General features: G+C 57.2%; 15 protein-coding genes. 6 read left to right on the top strand and 9 right to left on the bottom strand.

Features of this window, described 5'->3' with window-relative positions; genetic code table 11:
• The first annotated feature begins 101 nt into the window (after positions 1 to 101).
• From SR894_RS03460 to SR894_RS03445, 4 genes are all read left to right on the top strand, one after another.
• Entirely contained in the window at positions 102 to 1,097 is a 996-nt protein-coding gene (locus SR894_RS03460; protein WP_133733011.1) for an iron-siderophore ABC transporter substrate-binding protein, read from the top strand.
• Entirely contained in the window at positions 1,054 to 2,145 is a 1,092-nt protein-coding gene (locus tag SR894_RS03455; RefSeq protein ID WP_244286587.1) for a FecCD family ABC transporter permease, read from the top strand. The genes SR894_RS03460 and SR894_RS03455 overlap by 44 nt, the downstream gene beginning before the upstream one ends.
• A 71-nt stretch (positions 2,146 to 2,216) precedes the next feature.
• On the top strand, positions 2,217 to 3,185 hold the full coding sequence (locus SR894_RS03450) for a FecCD family ABC transporter permease (RefSeq protein WP_244286586.1): 969 nt from the start codon (positions 2,217 to 2,219) through the stop codon (positions 3,183 to 3,185).
• Positions 3,182 to 4,018, top strand: coding sequence for an ABC transporter ATP-binding protein (locus tag SR894_RS03445; protein WP_133733009.1), 837 nt, complete (start codon positions 3,182 to 3,184; stop codon positions 4,016 to 4,018). Before SR894_RS03450 ends, SR894_RS03445 begins: the two co-directional genes overlap by 4 nt.
• On the opposite strand, the gene SR894_RS03440 is transcribed toward SR894_RS03445, so the two are convergent.
• Positions 3,980 to 5,179: a multidrug effflux MFS transporter gene (locus SR894_RS03440; RefSeq protein ID WP_133733008.1), complete on the bottom strand. Its 1,200-nt coding sequence runs from the start codon at positions 5,177 to 5,179 to the stop codon at positions 3,980 to 3,982. The two genes, SR894_RS03445 and SR894_RS03440, sit on opposite strands and share 39 nt — an antisense overlap.
• A 258-nt stretch (positions 5,180 to 5,437) precedes the next feature.
• On the opposite strand from SR894_RS03440, the gene SR894_RS03435 reads away from it, so the two are divergent.
• A complete protein-coding gene (locus SR894_RS03435; RefSeq protein WP_133733007.1) occupies positions 5,438 to 5,956 on the top strand; it encodes a cupin domain-containing protein in 519 nt (172 codons plus the stop codon).
• Positions 5,957 to 6,068: 112 nt separating this feature from the next.
• On the opposite strand, the gene SR894_RS03430 is transcribed toward SR894_RS03435, so the two are convergent.
• A complete protein-coding gene (locus SR894_RS03430) occupies positions 6,069 to 6,992 on the bottom strand; it encodes a bifunctional helix-turn-helix transcriptional regulator/GNAT family N-acetyltransferase (protein WP_133733006.1) in 924 nt (307 codons plus the stop codon).
• Between the two features lie 176 nt (positions 6,993 to 7,168).
• Entirely contained in the window at positions 7,169 to 7,978 is an 810-nt protein-coding gene (locus SR894_RS03425) for a sulfite exporter TauE/SafE family protein (protein WP_133733005.1), read from the bottom strand.
• Positions 7,979 to 8,085: 107 nt separating this feature from the next.
• Here SR894_RS03425 and SR894_RS03420 point away from each other — a divergent pair, with 107 nt between their 5' ends.
• Complete coding sequence (locus SR894_RS03420; protein ID WP_133733004.1) at positions 8,086 to 8,925, top strand: AraC family transcriptional regulator; 840 nt, start codon at positions 8,086 to 8,088, stop codon at positions 8,923 to 8,925.
• A gap of 37 nt (positions 8,926 to 8,962) precedes the next feature.
• On the opposite strand, the gene SR894_RS03415 is transcribed toward SR894_RS03420, so the two are convergent.
• The 6 genes from SR894_RS03415 to SR894_RS03390 form a co-directional block, all read right to left on the bottom strand.
• The gene (locus SR894_RS03415; protein WP_133733003.1) at positions 8,963 to 9,649 is read right to left on the bottom strand and encodes a TetR/AcrR family transcriptional regulator; all 687 of its coding nucleotides are present in this window, start codon (positions 9,647 to 9,649) and stop codon (positions 8,963 to 8,965) included.
• 25 nt (positions 9,650 to 9,674) lie between these two features.
• The gene (gene ggt / locus SR894_RS03410) at positions 9,675 to 11,273 is read right to left on the bottom strand and encodes a gamma-glutamyltransferase (RefSeq protein ID WP_223287862.1); all 1,599 of its coding nucleotides are present in this window, start codon (positions 11,271 to 11,273) and stop codon (positions 9,675 to 9,677) included.
• Positions 11,274 to 11,297: 24 nt separating this feature from the next.
• Entirely contained in the window at positions 11,298 to 12,578 is a 1,281-nt protein-coding gene (locus SR894_RS03405) for a TRAP transporter large permease (protein ID WP_088700703.1), read from the bottom strand.
• A gap of 4 nt (positions 12,579 to 12,582) precedes the next feature.
• Positions 12,583 to 13,086: a TRAP transporter small permease gene (locus SR894_RS03400; RefSeq protein ID WP_223287863.1), complete on the bottom strand. Its 504-nt coding sequence runs from the start codon at positions 13,084 to 13,086 to the stop codon at positions 12,583 to 12,585.
• Between the two features lie 84 nt (positions 13,087 to 13,170).
• The gene (locus SR894_RS03395; protein WP_223287864.1) at positions 13,171 to 14,181 is read right to left on the bottom strand and encodes a TRAP transporter substrate-binding protein; all 1,011 of its coding nucleotides are present in this window, start codon (positions 14,179 to 14,181) and stop codon (positions 13,171 to 13,173) included.
• A 613-nt stretch (positions 14,182 to 14,794) separates the two neighbouring features.
• On the bottom strand, positions 14,795 to 16,015 hold the full coding sequence (locus SR894_RS03390) for an MFS transporter (protein ID WP_223287865.1): 1,221 nt from the start codon (positions 16,013 to 16,015) through the stop codon (positions 14,795 to 14,797).
• Positions 16,016 to 16,022 lie beyond the last annotated feature (7 nt).

Below are 16,022 nucleotides of genomic sequence, written 5' to 3'. Positions count from 1 at the left end.
GTCATGCATCACCCGGACTACCCGTCATATATCTAGGCGCTGCGTGCTTACCACGCAGTGAGGATTATTCGTCATTACGTCTTAAGCTTTTGGAGAAGGCTATGGCTCTGTTCCATAGAAGTCTGAGTGCTTACGTGGCGCTTATCGCTGCGTGCAGCCTCGGCGCTTTGCCCGTTGGCGCGCAGCAATATCCCCTTGAAATCGAACATGCCCTGGGCACCACCGTGCTTTCCGAGAAGCCCGAGCGGGTAGCGACCGTGGCCTGGGCCAATCACGAAGTGCCGCTGGCCCTTGGCGTGGTACCGGTCGGCTTCGCGGCCGCCAACTTTGGTGACGACAACGACAACGGGCTACTGCCCTGGGTGGAAGCCCGGCTTGACGAGCTGGATGCCACGCCCCCCGCCCTGTTCGACGAAGGCGACGGGATTGATTTTGAAGCCGTGGCTGCCAGCCAGCCCGATGTGATTCTGGCGGCCTACTCAGGGCTTAGCCAGGCGGACTACACCACCCTGAGCCAGATTGCCCCGGTGGTAGCCTACCCCCAAGGCCCTTGGGCAACCAACTGGCGCGCGATGATTCAACTGAACAGCGCAGGGCTCGGCATGGCGGAGGATGGCCAGGCGCTCATCGAGCAAATCGAGACACAGATTGCCGATACCGCCGCCGACCATCCTAACCTTGCGGGCAAGACAGCCATGTTCGTGACCCACCTTGACCCCACCAACCTAGGGCGCATTTCGTTCTACACCGACAACGACGCGCGGGTGCGGTTTTTCCATGACCTGGGGCTGGCCTCGCCTGAAGTCGTCAAACAGAACTCTCCCCCCGGTAAATTTGCTGGCGAAATCAGCTCTGAATTGATCGATGAGCTCAACGATGTGGATATTCTCGTCACCTACGGCGGTCAGCCGCTGATCGATCAGCTCAACGCGCACCCGCTTACCTCCCGCCTGCCTGTAGTAGAAAACGGCGCCATTGTCATGCTCGGCAATACCCCGCTGGGCACAGCGGCCAACCCTACCCCCATGTCGATCTCATGGTTACTGGACGATTATGCAGACCTGCTCTCAGAAGCCGCACGCAAGTCACAACGGTAGCGGCCCGGCGTCTGGCTCAAGCGTTAATCGCTCGGTCGCTCTTCGTATCAAACGCAACGCTGCCCGTCGGTTGTCTGGCGGCGCAGCGCTGCTTGTTCTGCTCGGGCTTGCCGCCATGCTCTCTGTGGCGTTTGGGGCCCGGGAAGTGGGCTGGCCGGAAATCGCCGCCGCGCTGAGCGGCCAGGTAGCAACCGTTGGCGACGCTGCCGTAGCCAGCCGCCTGCCGCGCACGTTGCTTGCCATGCTGGCCGGAGCCGCCCTGGGGATTTCCGGTGGGGTCATGCAGGGCCTGACCCGCAACCCGCTGGCCGACCCCGGCCTTCTGGGCGTTAACGCCGGGGCGGCGCTGGCGGTGGTGATTGGCATTGCCTGGTTCGGTATTGACGAGACGACCAGCTACATCTGGACAGCCATTGCAGGCGCCGCTATCTCTGCCAGTGCGGTTTACGCCATAGCCAGCCTCGGCCAGGGAGGCGCCACGCCGCTCAGGCTGGCACTAGCAGGCGCGGCCATTACCGCCGCGCTTAGCTCGCTTGCTACCGCCGTGGTGCTGCCACGGGGTGATATCGGCGGGCTGGTGCAATCCTGGTTAGTGGGTGGTGTGGGTGGCGCGACCTATGAGCAGCTTCTTCCGGTGCTGCCCTTTCTAGTGACGGGTTTTGTGATCACCCTGCTCGCCGCGCGCAAACTCAATATGCTGGCCCTGGGCGATGACACTGCAGCGGGGTTGGGGGAAAAAGTAGCCGTGGCCAGGGCCATGTCGGCAGTGGGGGCGGTACTGCTGTGCGGCCCGATTACGGCGGTGTGCGGCCCGATTGGTTTTGTAGGGCTGGTCGTACCCCACGCCTGCCGCCTGCTAGCGGGCGGCGATTATCGCTGGTTACTGCCCTTCTCTGCCCTGGGTGGTGCGGTACTGCTGACATTGTCAGACGTGGCCGGGCGGCTGATCGCCCATCCTTCGGAGTTGGACGTGGGTATAGTGACAGCCTTTATCGGCGCACCGGTGTTTATCTGGATTGTGCGCAACCGCAAGGTAGGCTCGCTATGAACCAGCCGCCTCTTAGCGCGATCAGCCATTTCCGACATATTAGAAGGGCGAGCGCTAGGCACCGCGCTCGCATGATTGCAGTGCTTAGCGCTTGCCTACTGGCAGGCGTACTGTTAACCCTGATGGTGGGGCAGTCCTTCACGCCGCTAACCACGGTGGTACGCATACTTGGCGGCGCCGAGGTGCCGGGCGCTGGTTTCACCGTGCGTGAGCTGCGCCTGCCCAGAGCGGTGGTTTCAGTATTAGTGGGCGCCTGCTTCGGCCTGGGCGGCATCGCCTTTCAGACCCTGCTGCGCAACCCGCTGGCAAGCCCGGATATCATTGGTATCAGCACTGGCGCCAGCACTGGGGCGGTGTTTGCCATCGTGGTGCTCTCGCTAAGCGGCCCGGCGGTTTCGATGGTGGCGATTGCTGCGGGGCTGGGCGTGGCGATGTTGATCTACACGCTCTCCTGGCGCCAGGGCGTGACCGGCGGACGGCTGATTCTGATCGGCATTGGCCTGGCCGCGATGCTGCAAAGTATTACCGCCTATCTTTTAATGCGCGCACCCAGTTGGACACTGCAAGAAGCCCTGCGCTGGCTCACTGGCAGCGTCAACGGCGTTCAGCTGGATCAAGCGCTGCCGCTTTTGATCGCCCTGCTCCTGTTCGGCGGGCTGCTATTGAGCCGCCACCGCGACCTTGAAACCCTACGCATGGGTGACGACCTTGCCGCCGGGCTGGGGGTTCGCCTGGCTATTACGCGGGTTGTCGTGGTCATCACCGCTGTGGCACTGGTGGCGTTTGCCACCGCCGTTTCCGGCCCGGTGGCATTTGTGGCGTTCCTTTCCGGTCCCATTGCGGCCCGCCTGATGGGCCGCAACGCCTCACTGCTGATCCCTTCCGCGCTGGTGGGCGCTCTACTGGTGCTGTTAGGCGACTATGCGGGCCAGTTTCTGCTCCCCGCCCGCTACCCGGTCGGCATCGTGACCGGCGTATTAGGCGCGCCCTATCTCGTTTATCTGATACTTCGCGACAACAAAACCCGAGGCACTCTATGAGCGCTTGCTCACTACTCGCCCAGGGCCTGGTGGCAGGCTATGGGGAACGCACCATTCTGGACGACGTTAACCTGACGGTGCCTGCCGGCCAGACCACCGCCATTGTGGGCGCCAACGCCTGCGGAAAATCGACGCTTTTACGCGTGCTTTCACGGCTGCTGACGCCCGCGCAGGGCAGCGTGCTGCTGGAGGGTAACGCCATTCACCAACTGCCCACCCGCCGGCTGGCACAACAACTTGGGTTTCTGCCGCAATCGCCCATCGCCCCGGAAGGCATTAGCGTGCTCGAGCTGGTCAGCCGGGGCCGCCACCCGCACCAGGGGCTTTTCAAACGCTGGAGCGCGGCCGATGAAGTAGCCGTCGCCGACGCCCTGGCCGCCACCCACCTGAGCGAGCTGGCCGAACGCCACGTGGACGAGCTTTCCGGCGGGCAGCGCCAGCGGGTATGGATAGCCATGGCGCTGGCCCAACAAACCAAGGTGCTGCTGCTGGATGAGCCCACCACCTTTCTGGATATCAACCACCAGGTCGATGTACTCGACCTGCTCACCGACCTAAACCGACAGCGCGGCACCACTATCGTGATGGTGCTCCACGAACTCAACTTGGCCGCTCGCTACGCCGACCAACTGGTTGCCATGGCTAACGGCAAGGTTTACGCGGCAGGCCCACCGGGGGAGATTCTGACCGAGCAGATGGTGCGCGAGGTATTTGGCCTGGAAAGCCGGGTTATCGAAGACCCCGTCACCGGCAAACCGATGATGATACCGCTCGGGCGGCATGGGAGGCCTGACTCAGTGTGCCTCGACAGCGGCGCGCCCCTTGATGATTGAGCGGGCAAGCATCAGATACCCCACCGAACCACAGGCGGCCATGGCCAAAATGACCGCTTCAAGCGTATGCGGTAGCAGTGCAGACAATCCACTCAGAATCCCAGCGATGCCGAACTGTGCGGCACCCAGCAGCGCTGCGGCCGTCCCACTGCTGGTGGGAAAGAACTCCAAAAAGCAGGCCTGAATATTCGGCGAGATCGCCCCCACCGCGCCGATTGTCAGCATCATGGCGGCGAGGAAGGCGTAAAGCGACCAATCCATAAAGGCAGCCATCACCAGCAATAGTATGCCCACTGCCTGACAGCCCGTTGCCAACTGCAGGATACGCAGTGACGGTAGCCTGGAAAGCAACACTCGATTGAGAATGTTGAATATAAGCATCGCGACGATATTCGCCGCAAACAGCATTGAAAAGCTTGAAGGCGACTGGCCGAAATGCCCCTGATAGATAAATGACGCATAGGTGATGAACATCATCAGGGTAGAAAAAGAGGCGGCCTGCCAAACGATGAACGGCAGGGCCGGCTTTGTCGACAACACCAGTTTATAGCGCGCCAGCAAGCTCATCTTAGGGCTCTTCGCGCGAGACACCTTGCCCGTGCCGGTAAAAATCACCCGCACCAGCAACGGCACCAAAAGCACCGCGTATACCGCCAAGGCGAAAAAGATATAGTGCCAGGAACCCAGCGCCAGAATCGCGCTGCCTACGCTCGGAGCGATTCCAGGCGCCAGCACCATGATAAAGCCCATCATCGAGAACAGCTTCGCGGCGTCGCGGCCCGCCACCCGGTCGCGCACTAACGCCGGTACCGACACCAGAGTCAAACCGGCGCCAATGGCCTGAATTGCCCGCCCGCCGAGCAGGGTGTTCAAGGAATCCGCCATACCAATGACAATGCTTGAGAGCGCAAAAATCGCCAGTCCGCTCATCAGCACCCGCTGCCGCCCGAAGCGGTCTGAAAGCGCACCGCCGATCAACTGACCCAACGCCAACGCAAATACATACACCGAAACACTCAACGATACCGCCTGCTGAGAAATCCCCAGCGATTCACCAATGACCGGAAAGGCCGGCAGGTACGTGTCCATGGAAAACGGGCCCAGCATCATGGTCATTGCCAGACTCAGCACCACAATGAAAGGCGTTTTAGATTGGGTCATAGAAGCTCGCGGTAAAAGGGCGTAATGATGGACAACATCAGCAATATGATACCGACTGATACTATCAAGGCAATCGAATAGAAAATGAGGGGGGTGGGCTGCGGGGCGGTAATCGACTAAACACCTAGCCAGTTTGTTATCGGTTTGCTCGACCATGCATTAAAAACTATTCTTAAAAACGTGCTTAAAACCGTTCTTAAAACCAAGCTTAAAAACCATGCTGAAAGCACACCCCCAACGAGAAATGAGGAGGCAAGGATGTCTACCCCCCAGCCAGAGCGACTTCACCTCGACAGCGATGCAGCGACCGGCTACCCCAACTCCCCTCTACCGGTGCTGATTTATCGTCAAGTTCTCGACATCAGCAATGCAGAGGAGCGGGCCGATACCTTTGAAAGCATGTTCAAACAGCACGGCTGGCCACCTGCGTGGCGCTACCACCTGTATGACTTTGACCACTTTCACTCCACCGCTCATGAAGCACTGGGCATCTTCCGCGGGCAGGCCCGGGCACGGCTGGGTGGCCCAAACGGCCAGGAGCTGATGCTTTACCCAGGCGATGTGCTGGTGCTGCCAGCGGGGGTCGGGCATGCCAGCCTAGAGGCGGATGATGATTTCTGCATGGTAGGTGCCTACCCACCCAACCAAAATCCGGAAATAGAGCGCGGCGACCCCGCACAGCTTGCGGCGGCACAAGAACGAGTGGCTGCTGTGGCCTTACCCGAGGATTCTCCGGTAGGTGGGTCTCTGGCAGGGCTGTGGGGGGAAGCCACTTAGAATATAGGCAAGGATCTGCAGACAAGTACCCACAGAACCGTCATTTATCGCCCCCTCTGCTGTCCGGCACACGACCGTTGCCTAGACAGAGCGATGCTTCGCAACGTGGGTACTACAGCTCACGGCTCCACACCTGACCGACAAGATCCTTACCGAAGCTGTGATGGGGCGTTTCCTCAACCAGTTCGAAACCTGCCCTTTCGTAGATCTTTCGCGCACCGATAAGTACGCTGTTGGTCCACAAGATGATTTTTTTGTAGCCAGCTTGGCGGGCGAATCTTAGGCATTCATCGACGAGACGGCCACCTATTCCAAGACCTCGGGCGCAGGGATCGACATAGAGTAACCGCAGCCTTGCGGTCGCTTCGTCCTCCCTAACGACGAACACGGAGCCAACGACGCTTCCCTGCTTCTCGACGACCCAGCACCGTTCCCACTGCGGGTCATAATCACGCAGATACTTGGCGACGATGTCTGCTGTCAGTGCTTCATATTCACTGTTCCAGCCGTACTCCTGGGCATACAGAACCGCCTGCCGATGAACAATCCATCCCATATCGCCCGGCTGCGGATCGCGCAGCATGTAGTTCGAATCCGTATCACCAAGCAGGCTCTCGATTTGATGCATAGCCTCGATCAACTGATGTTGCTCAGGCTCCGAAAGCCGTTTGAGCATGGCAACAACTTCGCGCTGAGACGCATCACTCAACGGCAGGTAAGTTTCCCGCCCAAGATCAGTCAATTGCAGTTGCGCCGCCCGGCGATCGGAGGGCAAGGGAATCCTGGTGATGAGCCCCTTCTTCTCGAAGCCTTTCAGCACCCGGCTCACGTAACCGGCATTGAGCCCCAGCTCCCGGCAAATATCCGAGCTGGTAAGCATCGACCGATGCGCCAGCTCATACAGAATGCGAACCTCCGTTAGCGAGAATGAGCTTTCCAGCAGATGCTCGTGCAGCACACCGATCTGACGTGTGTAGAAACGGTTGAAGCTTCGCACCGTTCCAGCTCGCTCATGCAAGCGTTGTTCTACGGCCATGGAAGAGGCCTCGAGTTAGTTGCCTTAAGCACATAATTGATTGCTTTTGGCAACCATGTCAACAAGATCTCATAAGAAACTACTGACAAAATAAATCAAACTCTCTCGACTGCGCGACGCCCTGAATGTCAAGCGCCACACATCTCCCAAACAGGCATCTCCCAAGCAAGCAACACTCAATGAACAAAAACCATCACCACCAGCACCATGGTCAGCAATAGCAAGTACACCCGGGCATGAAGACGGTCAGGAATGCGCCCAATCCAGGTCGACGCCAAGCGGATACCGAGCCATGAGCCCAATGCAAGTACCAGCAAGGCGCGCAGATCCACATAACCGGCATACCCGTCCCCTAACGCTGGGTGATTTGCCGACAGCAACACATACGTCGCGGTGCCACTCACCGCCATGGGCAACGACAACGGATTGGCCATGGCAGTGGCTGCCGTCATACTCGCGCCTCTACGGCGCATGAGCGGTACGGTCATCACACTGCCGCCAACGCCCAGCAAGGCGGCCACCGCACCAATCAGTGTCCCCGTCATCGCCGTTACCCCACGACCCATAGGACGCACATCACTCTCCGCCTGATGCAGAAAACCGGGTCGCAGAACAGCATCCGCAATCGTAATACTCAGATAGCCGATAAACGCCCAGCGCACCCACTCGCCACTTAACGACACGGCCGCCTCCGCACCAAGCACAGCGCCCACGGCGATATAGCCCACCAGCTGCCGCACCAGGTGCCATTGCACGGTTTGCCTTAGATGGTGGCGCCATGTGGACAGGGAAGCAGCAAAGATCATCAACGCCGTCGAGGTGGCCACCGCGATATGCATGGCCGCCTGACCGATACCACTTTCCGGCCCGTGGACGTAAATCAGCAGGGTATACAGCAAGGGAACCACCACGAACCCGCCACCGAAACCGAACAATACGGTGGTCACTCCTGCCACCCCGCCACAAAGTAGCAATACGCTATACACCGGCACTCTCCTGATGAAACGAAACAGCAGGCACTATATGCTGGCGAGGTTTGGCCGACATTCGTCATTCGGACAACCATCAACGCGTTTCAGCCAGGTTCACGCTAATGCTCAATACGCCCCTGTCAGAGGTGGATCATGTTGCACGTCCCGTGGTGGCCATCGGCACTGACTACCGCCCCGGCACCCTCCTGGACTTTCATACCCATCGCCGTGCCCAGTTTCTCTATGGCATGACCGGCTTGATGGAAGTCAATACGGATGACGGTACCTGGATGGTGCCGCCCTATAGCGGCGTCTGGCTACCTGCAGGCAAGCGCCACCAAGTGCGCATGAACGGGGTGAGCACCCGAAGCTTGTATATCGAACCCCACGTCGCGCCACGCGCTTCGAGCAACTGCGAGGTGCTGGTCGTGACGCCTCTCCTGCATCACCTGCTGCTGGCTTCCGCCCACATCCCCGCACTCTATGACGAAAACGGCCGCGATGGTGCCCTGGCTAAGCTACTCCTATACGAACTGGAACAGGCTCAGGCCCTGCCACTGTTTGCGCCTTTGCCCCATGACCTTCCGCTCGCCCGCCTGTGCAGAGAGTTTCTCGGCCAGCCGAGCATTCACACTCTTCCGGAGGAGTGGGCGCGGCAGTTACATTGCAGTCAGCGCACCTTCAATCGTCTGTTTCGTCAGCAAACTGGACTCTCCTTTGGCGTATGGCGCCAGCAGGCCTGCCTGATGGCAGCAATTCCCAGGCTGCTGTCTGGCAGTTCCGTTACCCGAACCGCACTGGAACTCGGCTACGACAGCCCAGCCGCTTTCTCCAGCATGTTTCGCAAGGTACTCGGTCAATCTCCCAGCGCTTTTGTTCGGGCGGCTAGTCGCCCGCCGGAGGAAGGCGGCGGTTCTGGCTTGGTTTGCTGTCGTAAATTTATGCAGCAGATGGGCAAGTAGATGAGGTATTCGGAGCCCTGCAGATAGTCCTTGTCGCTTACTTGATCACCAGGGACTCAACACATAGATAGGAAAGTATTACCTCGACCGCATGGGCACGCCGCTCGGCAAGCCAATCCGGGTCAGCCAGATCCTGCTCGAAGATGATGGATAGCGTGTCGCGTTGATTGATGTGAATGATTGATAGCGAAAGAATAGAAATGTAGAGCTGGGTAGGGTCTACAGCGGAGCGAAATAACCCTGCTGCTTCCCCTCGCTTTAGGGTATCCCGGATCATGCCTACGAGCGGCGTCGTTTGCTGGACGACTTTGCTCGATTTGCGCAGCATGCGTCCACCCAGCAAGTTCTCATTGCGCACCAGGCTGGTGAACTCGGGATGCTCGGCCATATGATCGAAGGTGAATTCGACCAGCGCGCGCATACCTGCAACGGGCTCAAGATAGCTTAAATTGAGTGCCTGCTCCTTGGCACGCAACTCCTCATAGACTCGTTCGAGAACAGTCAGGTAAAGACCTTCCTTGTCATCGAAGTAGTGATACACCATGCGCACATTACAATCGGCTGCACGCACGATACGTTCCATGCGAGCACCATCGTAGCCGCGCTCGGAAAACTCTTGAGTCGCCGCTTGAAGCAGGCGCTCGCGTGTTTCATGAGCATTACGGCGGGTTTTTCCCCGGATACGGGCACTCTGTTTCACATCGAGCGTATCGCTTTTTGTCATGTACACATCCTTGTTTCTATTGGTGCTATAGCCCTAACGCGATGCCATCGCTGCGAGGGTCATGAGCGGCGTAAAAGCCTTTCGCCGGGTCGATAACGACCGCGCCGGGGTGGCCAGCCAAGGCACTCTGTGCGGGTAGCAGGCTCACCTGATGACCACGCCGGGTCAATTCAGCGAAGACCGCCTCTCCCGCATCCTGCTCAAGTTTTAGCGTGTCACGGCCATCGGAAAAGGTTCGCCCCAGTAGAAAGCGCGGCGCTTTAAGCGCACTGAGCGGATCCATGCCATAGTCTATCAAGCGCGTCAGTACGGCAGCGAGGGTTTGCGGCTGTCCATCAGCGCCTTGAGTACCGTAAAGTAAACGCGGCTTTCCATCGACACGATACATACCCGGGTTAAGGGTATGAAAAGGACGCTTTCCGGGGGCCAGCGCATTCGGATGAGCCGGATCAAGACTGAACGCGGCACCACGGTTGTGCCACAAAATCCCCGTATCACCGACACTGACACCACTGCCCCAGTCGTAATAAATCGTCTGCAGCATGGAGACGGCATTACCGAAACGATCAGCGGCCGCCAGATAAACCGTATCGCCATGCTGATAAGCAAAGGGCCAATCCAATGCTTTCCCCGCCTCCACTTTTGCCGCTTCAGCATCAAGATGGGCAGGCGATAACAACCTTTCACAAGGCACCGACGCGAAATCGGGATCAGCCAGGTAGCTATTACGATCCAGGAAAGCGCGCTTTACCGCCTCCACCAGCAAGTGGTAATAATCAGCGCTGCCCTCCTCAATGTTGGAAAGATCGAAACGCGCCAGGATACCCATTATCTCTAGTGTCGTCATACCCTGGGTTGGGGGACGATGGGCCAGCAGTTCGCCACCACGGTAAGGAACAGACAGCGGCATTTCTATTCGTGCTCGGGTAGCCGCCAGATCAGCGCCGGTGAGTGGAGACCCTGCCGCTTCCAGCCCAGCGGCGATTTTCGCCCCCAACTGCCCTTCATAAAAGTCCCGGTACCCGTGGGTCGCAATGGACTGCAGTGAAGCGGCCAGCTGTGGCTGGTACAGTTTTTCATCCTCATGGGGAATCTTCCCGCCTGGCATAAAGTGCTCTCGTACGCCTGGCATCATCGATAGCTCATCGCTACGAAAATCAAGCCAAAAGCGCTGCGAAGGCGTCACCGGGAAGCCTTCCCTCGCTAGCTGTATCGCAGGTTCCATCAGCGCTGCCCAGCCCATTTGGCCGCCACAGTTCTGACGGGAAATCTCATGCGCCTGCCCCCAGGTATCGACCGTGGCAGCTGTGGTTAACATGGAACCAGCGCCCCTCGCAGGCAATTGACCAGACAGTTGCAACTTAGCCTGTGGCGCCTGGCCAATGCCTGACAGGGTTTGCACACCACCGTTTGCATCCGCGATGATCATGAAGGCATCGCCGCCAAGGCCGGTAAAATGCGGATACGTCACTGCCAGGCAGGCCCCCATGGTGATCGCCGCTTCGACCGCGTTGCCCCCTTCACGAAGTACCTTAAGACCCGCTTCTGTTGCCAGCGTATGGGGACTGGTCACCACCCCCTCATGGGAATGCGCTAACGCTGATGAAGTGATGCTAATAGACATTGCTACCCTCCTTATTCGGGCTGTTTAGCCGCCATACACCATATTGGGTAGCCACATGCTGATCGCAGGAATATAGGTCAGCAGTATCAAGGCAAACAGAGCAATGCCAATAAAGGGCAACGCACCACGTACCGCCTGGACGTAATCGACGCCGTTGATAGTGCCCGCCACAAACAGGTTGAGGCCAAATGGCGGCGTAAACATGCCAATCGCCCCATTCACGGTCAGTACTGCCCCCAGGTGGACAGGGTCAATACCCACGCGCATACCCACGGTGTAAAACAGGGGTGCAAGAATCACCATAATGGAGGAAGCATCTAGGAACATACCGGCAATCAGTACCGTCACATTGATCAGCAGGAAGATATGGTACGGATTCTCGGATAACGACAGGATAGCGTTGGCCAACATCGCCGCTAACCCATTACTGGACAAAAACCACGCTAGCACCGAGGCAGCAGCAAGAATAATCATTACCTGAGCCGTTGTGGTCGCCGCTTCAATCATGCTTTGGAATAGCTCTGCAAAGCTCTTCTCACGATAAATCAGGGCTGAGACCAACAGGGCATAGATCACCGATACAGCGGCGGCTTCAGTGGGCGTAAAGATACCGAGATAAATTCCACCCAAGACGACGAGAGGAACCCCTAACCCCCACGAAGCATCTTTGAATCCTGCTAAAACCTCGCCCCAACTGGGCGGCTCCACGGGCGTTACACCGTCCTTCTTGGCGCGGTACCAACAGTAAGGCAATAAGCATGCTGCATATAATAAACCGGCACCGACCCCTGCCATGAACAGCGCACCCACCGACACCCCGGTGACAGCCGCGTAGACGATCATTACAACCGAAGGGGGAATGATGATGCCCAATGAACCAGCAGACACCAGCACACCAATCGAAAATTGACCGGAATATCCTTCCTTGCGCATGGCCGGATAGAGCAGTGAGCCCACCGACACCACCGTGGCCGGGCTCGATCCGGAAATAGCACCAAAAAACATACTCGCGGATACCGCTGTCATCCCCATACCACCGGTAAAACGACCCACCAACAAGTTGGCCAAGCGGATGATCCGCTGCGATAACCCACCCGCACTCATCAAACTACCGGTAAGAATAAAAAAGGGTATTGCCATCAATGGGAACTTATCCAACCCGGCAAACAAGCGCTCAGCCACGATCGCCAATGGAATATGGCTAAAGCTCCCCATCGCCACCGTGACGGAACCCGCCAATGCAATAAAGATGGGCGTTCCCACTAACATCAAAACAGCTAATAGCACCAGGAATGTGATGACCATGTTCTTATCCAATTTGATCAAGGTGGGCAGAGGCTTGCTCTCGACCAAGCAACGTCCGGAAGAAATGCTGGGTAAAGCGAATACCCATTAAGAGCGCGCCCACCGGAATGGCCAACTGAACGATCCACATGGGCGCTTGTAGAGCAGAACTCACCTGACCAAACCGATGGGTTTGCTCGGTTAACTGAAAACCGTAAAGCACCAGGAAAAGGCAAAAAGCGATAGAAACCGCATGAACGAGCAACCCTATCCATTTCGCTAACAGTGGAGGACAAAACCTTTGCAGAATATCGATGCCGATATGAATCCCTTGCCGCGCTGCGACACTAGCGCCAAGCAGCACCATCCATACAATTTGGTAACGCACCAACTCCTCAGCCCATGAAAAACCATCGTTGAACACGTAGCGGGCAATGACGTTGGCGAAAAGAATGAAAGAGGCAGATAAAATCAGCAGGCCAATCAAAACCTCCTCGGCACGCGATATGAGGCGATCAAGTTTGCGCATAGCGGTCTCCACCAGCAATGAAAAACAACGAGGAAGAAAGGGCTACCGGGATCACCGATCAGCCCTTTAATGGGTGACGCGCTACTATTCGGTATCAGCAATGGCTTGCTGGAATTCCGCCATTAGATCTGCGCCAATTTCATTGGCAAACTCATCATGCACCGACGCTGTCGACTCTCTGAAAGCCATCAGTTGGGCATCATCCAGTGTACTCACGTTAGTGCCACTGGCTTCGATAGTGGCAATGTAGCCCGTTTCACGGCGAGCGGTTTCTTCACGCTGGAATGCAGTAGTTTCACGTGCAGCGTCCGTTAATAGCGCCTGGTTTTCAGGGCTTAAGCTATCGAACCAACGCTGACTAAACAGAAATGCATAGGCCAGATAAGCGTGGTTGCTGATGACCACATCCGACTGCACTTCATAAAATTTCATTTGCGTAATCGATACCAGCGGATTTTCCTGGCAGTCGACAATGCGCTGTTGCAGCGCGTTGTAGGTTTCGCCGAAGGCAATCGGTACCGGGTTAGCGCCCATCGCTTTAAACTGCTCCATGATGATAGGGCTTTGCATCACGCGTACCTTTTGGCCTGCGAAGTCTTCAGGGCCATTAACGGGTTGGTCACAGGTAAATTGCTTGAAACCACTTTCCCAAAAAGTAACCCCCTTCAGACCCACCTGTTCCACAGTCGCCAATAGATCATCACCGGCCTGCCCATCAAGAACGGTGTGGGCGATATCGGGCGAAGGGAACAAGAAAGGCAGGTCGACGATCTGCATGGCGGGAACGAAGCCCGATAGCTTGGCGGTCGGAATAATCGCTGCTTCCACAGCCCCCATCTGCAACTGTTGAGTGACTTCGACATCATCACCGAGAGTGTTATTGGGGAAAATTTCGACTGAAATCTCACCGCCGCTACGCTCAGCTACCATGTCCCTGAAGCGCTCAGCCGCCAAGTGTTGCGCACTATCTTCAGGCAAATCATGGTGAAACTTGATATTAATATCGGCACTCGCCATGCCGGTGTGTACCAAGGTGCCCAACGCAAAACTACAAGCGAGAGCCTTCAGCTTCATGTTCTTAAATTGCTTTTTCATGGTGTGATCCTTGCCATTGCGCCCATTCAGAAAACACTCTTCATGGAGCGAGTTAAGTAACTATTTACTTACTTAAAGAAATAGCAATTATCATGCCACTTTGAAAAATGAGGGATTCTGCGGGTTGTTGAACGTATCTATGCCTAAATTCGCACCAACTTTGTGCTAAAGGGCTCAATATGGTGCGCATTTATTCGGGGCCTGATGCCCCCATCAAGCCATCGTACTCTTAATCAATTCTTGGCAGGATCAGGCTGGCGGCTCTTTGCCGCCCGGCAGTTGTTGCAAATACAGAAACAGAAAGGGCAGTCACTTGGACTGCCCTTTCGTTCTATACAGGAAGCGGGAATACGGGAACTAAAGCAGATCAGCGCTTACTCTCCATGCTCAGCTTCACCACTTCATCTAGCGCCAAGCCTGCCACCTCAGCAATCTGCCCATCACTACGACCCTCAGTTTGAGCAGATTACGGGTACTGTCTCAGCCCAGATATTCCTCCACTTCCTGGGTGGTGCGCGACAGTGGCAACTACCTAGTGTTCAGTTTTTCTACCGCACGAGCGACGTGGAGCTCTTCAGCGATGGCAAGCATTCATCGACCGAGCAACCTTGGCTCAATGCGCAGCAACCTGGGTGTCTCCATGTCGGCGGCCTGGTTTGAAAGCATGTGAACGCGCCCCCCATGCGACGATGAAACCGATAATCAGCAAGACCACCAGAGCCCAGGGGAAGGCGCTGACGCCCCATGCATTAAGGAGCATACCGCCAGCGACGCCACCGCCCGCAATCGCGCCATTCCAGGCCACTACATTCATGGAAAGCGCCACATCCGCGCCACTTCCGGCCGTATCGGCCAGCGCCGTTTGCAGCAATGTGGAAGCACCGCCGAAGGTAACCCCCCACACCACAATACCGATAAAGACGACAACGGAGCTTTGCGTGTTGACACCAAAGATGAATGCGGTGATCGCGAACGCAGCCAGGCTTACCAGTACCGTGATTCGCAAATGGCTGTCCACCAGCTTGCCGGCCATCCAGATGCCACCCAGCGATGCAACGCCAAAGGTCAATAGCGCCAGATCAACCCGTTCGCCGAGGCCCGTTGTCGCCACAAACGGCGCAATGTAGGTGTAGAGAATATTGTGGGCCAGCATCCATGCCATGACTACGGCAAGCACGGGCCGAACGCCCGGGGTCGTAAAGATTTTTCGCAATGGCATACGCTCGCCTTTCGGCTGGCCGGGATAGTCGGGAACCTTGGCCATTACCCATACTGCCAGCACCAGTGTCAAAGCAGACATGACCCAGAAAGCGGTACGCCAACCGGCGACAGAGCCCATGTATGTCCCAAGAGGCACCCCTAGAGAAAGCGCAATGGGGATGCCGACCATCGCTACAGCCATGGCGCGCCCTTGTTGATGGGGAGCAACCATACGCCGCGCATAACCCGCGAGAAGACTCCAAGCCAACCCAGCGGCAACACCCGCAAAGAAGCGGGCAACCAACGTTATGGCATAGCTACTGGATAGCGCCGTGATCGAGTTAAAAACCAAGAACCCGATAATGGTGAGCAGCAAGACATTACGTCGTCGCCAACCACGCGTCGCAATCGTCAAAGGAATCGCCGCTAACAACGACCCCAGCGCATAAGCCGTCACCATTTGACCTGCCAAAGCCTGGCTGATCCCGAGGCCTTCACTGATTTGAGGTAACAAGCCCGCAGGCAGCGTTTCTGTCACGATGCAGATAAAGCCCGTCATGGCCAAGGCCAGCAGTGCAGACATGGGAAGCTTATCGGCCGCCGCTGATTCAGCCTGAATAGATGAGGAGTCCACAAAAAAT

Source organism: Vreelandella neptunia, assembly GCF_034479615.1.
GTDB lineage: Bacteria > Pseudomonadota > Gammaproteobacteria > Pseudomonadales > Halomonadaceae > Vreelandella > Vreelandella neptunia.
This window is presented reverse-complemented; position numbering and strand designations above follow the sequence as displayed.

What these genes read in the sequence shown, in the direction of transcription:
- SR894_RS03435 (WP_133733007.1), top strand. Translation starts at nt 5,438, where the DNA reads ATGTCTACCCCCCAGCCAGAGCGACTTCACCTCGACAGCGATGCAGCG.
- SR894_RS03450 (WP_244286586.1), top strand. Translation starts at nt 2,217, where the DNA reads ATGATTGCAGTGCTTAGCGCTTGCCTACTGGCAGGCGTACTGTTAACC.
- SR894_RS03430 (WP_133733006.1), bottom strand. Translation starts at nt 6,992, where the DNA reads ATGGCCGTAGAACAACGCTTGCATGAGCGAGCTGGAACGGTGCGAAGC.
- SR894_RS03445 (WP_133733009.1), top strand. Translation starts at nt 3,182, where the DNA reads ATGAGCGCTTGCTCACTACTCGCCCAGGGCCTGGTGGCAGGCTATGGG.
- SR894_RS03420 (WP_133733004.1), top strand. Translation starts at nt 8,086, where the DNA reads ATGCTCAATACGCCCCTGTCAGAGGTGGATCATGTTGCACGTCCCGTG.
- SR894_RS03400 (WP_223287863.1), bottom strand. Translation starts at nt 13,086, where the DNA reads ATGCGCAAACTTGATCGCCTCATATCGCGTGCCGAGGAGGTTTTGATT.
- SR894_RS03415 (WP_133733003.1), bottom strand. Translation starts at nt 9,649, where the DNA reads ATGACAAAAAGCGATACGCTCGATGTGAAACAGAGTGCCCGTATCCGG.
- ggt (WP_223287862.1), bottom strand. Translation starts at nt 11,273, where the DNA reads ATGTCTATTAGCATCACTTCATCAGCGTTAGCGCATTCCCATGAGGGG.
- SR894_RS03395 (WP_223287864.1), bottom strand. Translation starts at nt 14,181, where the DNA reads ATGAAAAAGCAATTTAAGAACATGAAGCTGAAGGCTCTCGCTTGTAGT.
- SR894_RS03405 (WP_088700703.1), bottom strand. Translation starts at nt 12,578, where the DNA reads ATGGTCATCACATTCCTGGTGCTATTAGCTGTTTTGATGTTAGTGGGA.
- SR894_RS03440 (WP_133733008.1), bottom strand. Translation starts at nt 5,179, where the DNA reads ATGACCCAATCTAAAACGCCTTTCATTGTGGTGCTGAGTCTGGCAATG.
- SR894_RS03460 (WP_133733011.1), top strand. Translation starts at nt 102, where the DNA reads ATGGCTCTGTTCCATAGAAGTCTGAGTGCTTACGTGGCGCTTATCGCT.
- SR894_RS03455 (WP_244286587.1), top strand. Translation starts at nt 1,054, where the DNA reads ATGCAGACCTGCTCTCAGAAGCCGCACGCAAGTCACAACGGTAGCGGC.